Source organism: Delftia sp. ASV31, assembly GCF_016428765.1.
Lineage (GTDB): Bacteria > Pseudomonadota > Gammaproteobacteria > Burkholderiales > Burkholderiaceae_C > Comamonas > Comamonas acidovorans.
The window spans coordinates 23,191-31,019 of sequence record NZ_JAELTK010000076.1 but is presented as its reverse complement, the minus strand read 5'-3'; the positions used below and the strand labels follow the sequence as shown (position 1 = coordinate 31,019).

Annotated in this window: 6 protein-coding genes; 2 read left to right on the top strand and 4 right to left on the bottom strand. The window is 69.7% G+C overall.

The features are described from left to right. Window positions 1-81: 81 nt before the first annotated feature. Window positions 82-2,295, top strand: coding sequence for a primosomal protein N' (gene priA / locus JHD82_RS22620; protein WP_199138914.1), 2,214 nt, complete (start codon window positions 82-84; stop codon window positions 2,293-2,295). A gap of 223 nt (window positions 2,296-2,518) precedes the next feature. Continuing rightward, a complete protein-coding gene (locus JHD82_RS22615; protein ID WP_012202496.1) occupies window positions 2,519-3,655 on the top strand; it encodes an asparaginase in 1,137 nt (378 codons plus the stop codon). A 184-nt stretch (window positions 3,656-3,839) separates the two neighbouring features. On the opposite strand, the gene JHD82_RS22610 is transcribed toward JHD82_RS22615, so the two are convergent. Genes JHD82_RS22610 through JHD82_RS22595 form a run of 4 tightly spaced genes read right to left on the bottom strand, consistent with a single transcriptional unit; the run spans window position 3,840 to window position 7,748 of the window. Continuing rightward, entirely contained in the window at window positions 3,840-4,706 is an 867-nt protein-coding gene (locus tag JHD82_RS22610) for a ChbG/HpnK family deacetylase (RefSeq protein WP_013800314.1), read from the bottom strand. After that, complete coding sequence (locus tag JHD82_RS22605) at window positions 4,703-5,125, bottom strand: GtrA family protein (protein WP_012202494.1); 423 nt, start codon at window positions 5,123-5,125, stop codon at window positions 4,703-4,705. The genes JHD82_RS22610 and JHD82_RS22605 overlap by 4 nt, the downstream gene beginning before the upstream one ends. Window positions 5,126-5,127: 2 nt before the next feature. Then, entirely contained in the window at window positions 5,128-6,132 is a 1,005-nt protein-coding gene (locus JHD82_RS22600; protein ID WP_012202493.1) for a glycosyltransferase family 2 protein, read from the bottom strand. Continuing rightward, complete coding sequence (locus JHD82_RS22595; RefSeq protein WP_012202492.1) at window positions 6,129-7,748, bottom strand: glycosyltransferase family 39 protein; 1,620 nt, start codon at window positions 7,746-7,748, stop codon at window positions 6,129-6,131. Before JHD82_RS22595 ends, JHD82_RS22600 begins: the two co-directional genes overlap by 4 nt. Window positions 7,749-7,829: the final 81 nt, after the last annotated feature.

Sequence of the window (7,829 nt, the reverse complement as noted above, 5' to 3'; positions counted from 1 at the left end):
GGCTTATGCTTGGCGGCTTGGTTGCCGCAGGCCCTGCCGTGCGGCGCCCGCGTTTTCAGGCCCCGCTTTCCCCGCATTCGCATGTCCCTCCCCGCCCACACCGTCCATGTCGCCGTCCAGACGCCGGCGCACAGCGCCGTGGGCGAGCTGCTGAGCTACACCTGCGACCAGCCCCTGGAGGCGGGCACCCTGGTGCGCGTGCCCCTGGGTCGCCGGGACCTGCTGGGCGTGGTCTGGGATGCCCCGCCCCGCCCCGCCGCCATGCCCGAAGGCGTGGAGCTGCGCCCCATCGCCGCCGTGCTGCAGGGCATTGCACCGCTGCCGGCCGCCTGGCGCCGGCTGGTGGCCTTCGCCGCCTACTACTACCAGCGCAGCGTGGGCGAAATCGCCGTGACGGCCCTGCCCCCGCAACTGCGCGAGATGACGGCCGAGCAGCTGGCGCGCCGGCTCAGGCCGACCAAGGCCGCGGCAAAGAGAGCGGCCAAGGCTGCGAAGGCGGAACAGGCGCAACAGGCGCCTGGCAGTGCGCCTGCATCAGCGCCTGTATCAGCGCTCGCACAGGCCCCGGCCGCCGCCGACATTCCCCCCATCGTCCTCAGCGCCGAGCAGGCCGACGTCTTCACGCAGATCGCCGCCCATCCCGGCCCCTTTCTGCTCTTCGGCAGCACGGGCAGCGGCAAGACCGAGGTCTATCTGAGAGCCACCCAGGCCGCACTGGACGCCGACCCCGGCGCCCAGGTGCTGGTGATGGTGCCCGAGATCAACCTCACGCCCCAGCTGGAGCAGCGCTTCACGGAGCGCTTCGCGCCGCAGTACGGCGCCGCCTGCGTGGTCAGCATGCACAGCGCAATGACCAACCCCCAGCGGCTCAAGAGCTGGCTGGCCGCGCACACCGGCGTGGCGCGCATCGTGCTGGGCACGCGCATGTCGGTCTTCGCCAGCCTGCCGGGCCTGTCGCTCATCGTGGTGGACGAGGAGCACGACGCCAGCTACAAGCAGCAGGAAGGCGCACGCTACTCGGCGCGCGACCTGGCCATCTGGCGCGCGCGCGATACCGGCGCCAAGGTCATCCTGGGCAGTGCCACGCCGTCGCTGGAGAGCTGGCACGCCAGCCGCCCGCCCAATGCCGACGAACCGCAGGGCGGCCGCTACCTGCGCCTGCACATGCCAAGCCGCATCGGCGCGGCCGCCCTGCCGCGCGTGCGCCTGGTGGACATGGGCCAGCAGCCGCGCAAGGCCGTGTTCTCGCCGCCGCTGATCGATGCCATCACCGAGCGCGTGCAGCGCGGCGAGCAAAGCCTGGTGCTGCTCAACCGCCGCGGCTTCGCGCCCGTGCTGTTCTGCGCCGATTGCGGCTGGAAAAGCGACTGCCCGCACTGCAGCGCCCACCAGGTCTTCCACAAGGCCGACCGCACGCTGCGCTGCCACCACTGCGGCTACACCCAGCGCGTGCCCATGGCCTGCCCCGGCTGCGGCAATCCCGACATCCTGCCGCTGGGCAAGGGCACGGAGCAGCTGGAGGAAGAACTGGCCCGCCTGCTGCGCAATGTGCAGCGCCCCGACCGCGAGCCCGCCCGCGTGGCGCGCATCGATGCCGACACCACGCGCGCCAAGGGCGCGCTGGAGGAGCAACTGGCCCAGGTGCATGCGGGCGACATCGACGTGCTGGTGGGCACCCAGATGGTGGCCAAGGGCCATGACTTCCGGCGCATCACCCTGGTGGCGGCCGTGCAGCCCGACAGCGCTCTTTTCTCCAGCGACTACCGAGCACCCGAGCGCCTGTTCAGCCTGCTGATGCAGGCCGCCGGCCGCGCAGGGCGCGACGCGCACTACGTGGCCGCCCAGGGCAGCCACCCGGAGATGTGGATACAGACGCACGACCCGTCCCACCCCGTCTACACCGCGCTGCGCTCGCACGACTACCCGGCCTTCGCCGCGCGCCAGTTGCGCGAGCGGCGCGATGCGGGCATGCCCCCCTTCGCCTTCCAGGCCATCGTGCGGGCCGATGCGCGCACCCAGGAAGCCGCCCAGGCCTTCCTGGCCGCTGCGGCCGAGGCCGCCCGCCAGGCCGACCTGCCCCATGTGGACGATGTCTTTCTCTACCCGCCCATTCCCATGTCCGTGCAGCGCGTGGCCAATGTGGAGCGCGCGCAGATGCTGATCGAGTCGGCCCAGCGGCCCGCCCTGCTGCGCTTTCTCTGGGCCTGGCAGACGCACCTGCACTGGATCAGGGCACAGCCCGGGCACCGCGCCCTGGTGCGCTGGCTGGTGGACGTGGACCCGCTGGCCATCTGAGCGTGGCACGGCCTTTGGAACGGCCCCAGAAAACCTCAAGCCTTTCAGGCCTTGGGCGCAATCCCGCAAAGCGTTCACCGCTCCTTTTTCGGAAGCGCTTTTAGCGCATTCGCCGCACGGCTCCCATCGGGATTTGCGCTGATGCAGGCGGGGCATGTTTATTGCATCGTGCCGCATTCAGCCCACAAGGCTGGATCATTCAATGCCTTTCCAGGAGCGATACATGCCGTTCACCCCCTTCCGTATGACCTTGATGGCCGTCGCGCTTGCGCTGGCAGGCTGCGCGTCCCAGCCCGGCGCCAGCCAGGCCCCCGCAGCCGCTGCGCCCGCCACGGCCGCCGCCCCTGCACCCGCTCCCACCGCACAGGCCGGCAAGCCCAACGTGGTCGTCCTGGCCACAGGCGGCACCATTGCCGGTGCGGGCGCCAGCGCCGTCAACAGCGCCACCTACACGGCCGCCAAGGTGCCCGTGGACAAGCTGCTGGCCGGCCTGCCCGAGCTGAGCAACATCGCCAACGTGTCCGGCGAGCAGGTCTTCCAGATCGCCTCCGAGAGCTTCACCAACAAGGAACTGCTGACGCTGGCACGCCGCGTCAACGAGCTGGCCAAGCAGCCCGGCGTGGACGGCATCGTCGTCACCCACGGCACGGACACGCTGGAGGAAACCGCCTATTTCCTGAACCTGGTGGTGCCTACCGACAAGCCCATCGTCGTGGTCGGCTCCATGCGCCCCGGCACGGCCATCTCGGCCGACGGCGCGCTGAACCTGCTGGGCGCCGTGGCCACGGCCGCGTCCAAGGACTCGGCGGGCAAGGGCGTGCTGGTCAGCATGAACGACAACATCGACTCCGCGCGTGATGTCGCCAAGCTCACCAACATCAAGACCAATGCCTTCGCCAGCCAGTGGGGCCCGCTGGGCATGGTGGTCGAGGGCAAGACCTACTGGTTCCGCGCCCCCGTCAAGCGCCACACCAGGGGCAGCGAGTTCAACATCGAGCAGATCACCGACCTGCCCGCCGTGGACATCGTCTATGGCTACGGCAACGTGCCCGCCACGGCCATCGACGCGCTGGGCAAGGCCGGCGTCAAGGCCATCGTGCATGCAGGCACGGGCAATGGCTCGGTGGCCGACCGCATCGTGCCCAAGCTCAACGAACTGCGCCAAAAGGGCGTGATCGTGGTGCGCAGCTCGCGCGTGCCGGCCGGCTTCGTGCTGCGCAATGCCGAGCAGCCCGATGACAAGTACGACTGGGTCGTCGCCCATGACCTGAACCCGCAGAAGGCGCGCCTGCTGGCCGCCGTGGCCCTGACCAAGACGCAGGACACGAAGCAGCTGCAGCGCATCTTCTGGGAGTATTGATAGGCACCCCCTGAGGCGCTTGCGCGCCTTCCCCCTCTCTACCCGCTTCGCGGGGGAGGGGGACGACAGCCTCGCTGCGGGGCGGCCCTTGCTTGCTGTCCCTTGCTTTGGGCCTCGTCGGTTTTTTGCGCTGCGCCCACATGGCCCGGTCCATTTTTGGCCGGGCTTTTTCTATTGCCGCTTCTTAGTTCGTTGTGAACAGCGGGGTGAGGGGGCCTTGGGCGATGTGGCAGTGCGCTTGTTCCAGGGCCTGGGCGAAGGCGTCGGAGCGCAGGTAGGCGTATTCCACGGCGCGCTGGGCGCCTATGGCGTCGCCCTGGACGGGGGCGGTGGCGGGGTGGCACATCATGAGGCTGCCGGGCTGCAGCTGGGCCAGCCATTGAGCCATGTGGCGGCCATAGCCTTCGGGCGTGGGCTGGTCGAAGGCGTAGACGCCGCCGAAGCCGTGGTTGAGCGGCACGCCCTGGCGGCGCAGGCGGCGGGTGGTGGTCCAGCCGCCCAGCAAGGCGATGATGGCGGCCTTGGGGTCGCGCCAGAGCTGGCCGGCCGGGGTGGTGGAGCGGACCCAGGGCAGGTCGTCGGCGTTGTCGCCATAGCGCTGGCGCAATTCCTGCACCAGCGCGGCGCGCACGCCGGGGAGCTGGTGCACGTGCTGGTGGCCGTCGATGAAGTCGGGGGCCATGCCCAGCGCGTCCTCGAAGGCGTCGAGCTGGCGGCGCCAGGCGTCGCGCATGGCGGCGCCGCCGAGTGCGCCGGCATAGGCGCGCGCGATCACGGCACCGATGCCGGCGGCGGGCTGCAGGCCGTGGCCTTCGGTCAGGTTGAAGTGCAGGCCCAGCGACAGGCGCGGGCGCAGCGCGGGCAGGCGCCTGGCGGCCTGCCTCCAGTGCGGCGAGGTGGTCATGCAGCTGGTGGCCGACAGCCGGCCCTGCAGCGTGAGCTGCTCCACGGCTTCATCGACCAGGGGGTGCAGCGCATAGTCGTCGGCGCACAGGACGACGGTTCTGGCCGAGGCCTTCTCCCCGTTGTTTCTGGCAGGTACGGTGTTCATGAGGATTCCTTGCGGCCGGGGGCCGCAAAGGCCCAGAACTTGGCGAAGACGAAGGTGCCCACCGCCACCAGCACCAGCACCAGGGCCAGGCTCCAGAAGTAGTGCCAGTGCAGCCAGTGCAGGGCCACCCAGTACAGCAGTTCGTTGGCCACGAAGGAGGCACAGGCCACGGCGAAGTACTTGCCGGCCACGGCCCAGCCTTGCGCCCCGGCCTGCACGAAGGTGAACAGCGCATGGCCGTTGTAGCTGACCACGAAGGCCACGAGAAAGGCCAGCACGTTGGCATGCAGAGGCGCCATGCCCACCCGTTGCACCAGCAGGGCGACCACGGCCAGGTGCGTGGCGGCCGCGCAGCCCCCTACCAGCACGAACTGCAGCGCCTGCGGCAGGCGGCGCAGCTGTGCGATCACGTCGTGCATGGCTAGTCCCGTGGCGCCAGCGGGCTGCGGTCTTCGTCGCGCGCCAGCAGGTAGGTGGGACGGCGCTTGACTTCGTCGTAGATGCGGCCGATGTACTCGCCCAGGATGCCGATGGACATCAGCTGCACGCCCGAGAACAGCATGATGCTGGCCGCCAGCGTGGGCCAGCCGTCCAGCGGGTTGCCGAAGATCAGCGTCTCCATGGTGATCCACAGGCCGTAGAGCAGGGCCGCCAGCGAGATGATCCCGCCCACCACGCTCCACACGCGCAGCGGCAAGGTGGTGAACGAGGTCAGACCCAGCAGGGCCAGCGAGCCCAGGCGCCGGAAATTGAAGCTGGACGCCCCGGCCGTGCGGTCGGCCGGCACGAACGGCAGCGCCGCAGCCTTGAAGCCCACCCAGGCGTACAGGCCCTTCATGAAGCGGTGGCTCTCCGGCAGGGCCTTGAGCGCGTCGGCCACGCAGCGGTCCAGCCAGCGGAAGTCGCCGGCATTGGGCGGGATCTTCACCAGGTTGCCGGCATTCATGAGCCGGTAGAACAGGTTGGTGCCCACGCGCTTGGCGCCGCTTTCGGCGCCCCGGTCGGCGATCACGCCATAGACCATGTCATAGCCGGACTGCCACAGCTCGCACATCTGGGGCAGCATCTCCAGCGGATGCTGGAAGTCGGCGTCGATCAGCACCACGGCGTTGCCGCGCGCATGGTCTATGCCGGCCGACAGCGCCGCCTCCTTGCCGAAGTTGCGCGACAGCGCCAGGTAGCGCACGGGCAGTTCCTGGGCCATGCGCAGCGCGATCTCGTGCGTGGCGTCACGGCTGCCGTCGTTGACGACGATCAGCTCGTAGTCGGGCGTCAGCGTGCGCACCGTCGCGTCCAGGGCGCGCAGGAACGCCTCCAGGTTGCCCTCTTCATTGTGGGCTGGCACCACGCAGCTCAGCCGCAGCGGGGGGCGCGGCAGCATCCCCTTGGGAGCGGCCGGAGCAATGTCAGCATGCAATTCGGTCATAGACCAGCATTGTCAGCGGGCTGGCTGCCCGCGCGCGGCAACACGTCAAAAACCGCATAGGCATAGGGACTGGGCCGAGGAAAACGCCAGCCCGAGCGTTGCACCGTGAGCACACGCGCCTCCTGTGGCAGGCCCAGCTTCGCCAGCCAGGCCTGCGCCTGCTGCTCGCAATCGCGCGATTTCGCGGTCGGGCCGGGCTCGCTGGCCACCGGGCCGCGCGGGCACAGCAGCAGCCCGGGCTGCTGGCGCCAGTCCGGCAGCGCCAGCACGCGCGCATATTCGCTGTCGGGCAGGCCGGGAATGGTGCGCAGATGCGGCTGGGCATAGAAGGACAGCATGGCGTTTTCCGCCCAGTCGCCGCCCACCCACTGCAGCGGCTGCTGCGGGTGGCGCTGGTTCCAGGACAGCACGATGGCCTGCGCCGCATCGGCCGCAGGGCGGTAGTAGTCGGAGCTGCTCTTGCGCGCATTGCCCCAACCCGCGGCCACGCCAATCACCAGCACCACGGCCAGGCTAGGCCACCAGGCGCGGCGCAGCGCGGCCAGGGCGGCCTGCGTCACGGCGGGCGCCTCGGCGTCCAGGTTGCGCAGCCACAGCAGCACGAAGGCATAGCCGATGGGAATGGCCCAGGGCGTGGACAGCTCCACCACGCCGGTGGCGCCAAAGCCCAGCGTCGCAAGCCAGGGCATGAGGGCCAGCCAGAACAGCGTGTCGCCGCGCCCCTGCCAGCACCAGCTGCGGCGCAGGAAACGCGCACTCCAGCGCAGCCAGCCGCCGCCTTGCTGGCGGGCCTGCATGAAGCCATACACCAGGCACACGGCCAGCCAGGCCGGCAGCCAGTAGAAGATGGGCGCCAGCGCAAAGCGCAGCACATAGCCCCATACCACCTGCCCGCCGCCCTGGTCCATGGCATAGCCCAGCGTCACCCACTGGTGGTGGGCAATCCAGGCCACATGCGGCGCCAGCGCCAGGCCAAAGGCTGCCAGCGCCACGTAGGGCCGAGGAGTGAGCAGCCACTGGCGCCCTTCACGCACCAGGAAGATGGGCAGCAGGAAACCGGCCAGGAACACGCCGCTGTAGTACTTGCTGAGCATGCAGGCGGCCGAGACCACGCCCAGCGCCACGCTGAAGGCCACGCCGCGCGCCCCCTTTTCCTGCCAGCTGGCCAGCAGCAGGGCCGCCGCCCAGGGCCACAGGGACAGCAGCTGGCTGTTGGCGTTGAACTTGCCGGCCAGCGTCGTATACGGAAAGCACCACAGCAACAGGGCCGCGCCCAGCGGCGCCAGGCGCGCCAGCCCCAGGCGCCTGCCCAGCACGTAGACGCCCCAGATGCCCACGCCCACATTGGCATAGGACAGCAGGCGATAGAAGCCGTCGTTCTGCGGGAACACCATGAACCACAGGCCGACCACCCAGGCGAAGAACGGCGGATGCTTGTGCGTGCCCAGCTGCAGCGGCTGGGCCCAGGCATAGTTCTCCAGCATGTCGTGGTAGCCGTCCAGATTGCCATTGGCCAGCCAGGACACCAGGGCCCAGAGCAGGCAGGCCAGCGTCACCATCCAGAGCAGGGCCGCGCCCGTGGGAACGCCTGCCGGGGCAGAGGGGGAGGATTTCATGCGATCCCGTCGAGGTGGTGAAAAAACATGGGCGGGATTGTAGTGAGCGCCAGCATGCCCATGCGGCCCGGGCCTGCCGCT

Excerpts from the sequence above, each read along its gene's own strand:
- priA (WP_199138914.1), top strand. The coding sequence starts at position 82 with ATGTCCCTCCCCGCCCACACCGTCCATGTCGCCGTCCAGACGCCGGCG.
- JHD82_RS22615 (WP_012202496.1), top strand. The coding sequence starts at position 2,519 with ATGCCGTTCACCCCCTTCCGTATGACCTTGATGGCCGTCGCGCTTGCG.
- JHD82_RS22610 (WP_013800314.1), bottom strand. The coding sequence starts at position 4,706 with ATGAACACCGTACCTGCCAGAAACAACGGGGAGAAGGCCTCGGCCAGA.
- JHD82_RS22605 (WP_012202494.1), bottom strand. The coding sequence starts at position 5,125 with ATGCACGACGTGATCGCACAGCTGCGCCGCCTGCCGCAGGCGCTGCAG.
- JHD82_RS22600 (WP_012202493.1), bottom strand. The coding sequence starts at position 6,132 with ATGACCGAATTGCATGCTGACATTGCTCCGGCCGCTCCCAAGGGGATG.
- JHD82_RS22595 (WP_012202492.1), bottom strand. The coding sequence starts at position 7,748 with ATGAAATCCTCCCCCTCTGCCCCGGCAGGCGTTCCCACGGGCGCGGCC.